Annotated in this window: 2 pseudogenes; both read right to left on the minus strand. The window is 56.6% G+C overall.

What is annotated here, in order from left to right:
- Positions 1 to 123, minus strand: a pseudogene (locus BTA51_RS29185) (carbohydrate ABC transporter permease); the annotation flags it as partial.
- Between the two features lie 11 nt (positions 124 to 134).
- Positions 135 to 376 (minus strand): annotated as a pseudogene (locus BTA51_RS29190) (sugar ABC transporter permease); the annotation flags it as partial.

Raw genomic sequence — 376 nt, forward strand, 5'->3', positions numbered from 1 at the left:
TTCGGTCTTGAAGCTGGTCAGCACCATCCAGAAGATGGGGAAGAAGATCAGCAGGGCCACGCCCCAGGCCAGCAATCCCAGGAGCACGGTCTGCAGTTGACGGGCTTGTTTAAGAGATAACATGGTCTTCTCCCCTATGGCTTATCAGTCAGATTCTTGCCGATCATCCGGATCAGGACGAAGGCCGCAATATTGGCGATCACCACGGCGATCAGGCCGCCCGAGGAGGCCATGCCCACATCAAACTGCAGCAGCGCCTGGCTGTAGATCAGGAACGCCAGATTGGTGGTCTCATAACCGGGACCACCGCCGGTGGTGGTGAAGATCTCGGCAAAAATCGACAGCAGGAAGATGGTCTCAATCATCACCACCACGG

Origin of the sequence: Hahella sp. CCB-MM4 (assembly GCF_002260525.1) — a bacterium.
In the GTDB taxonomy this organism is placed as follows: domain Bacteria; phylum Pseudomonadota; class Gammaproteobacteria; order Pseudomonadales; family Oleiphilaceae; genus Hahella.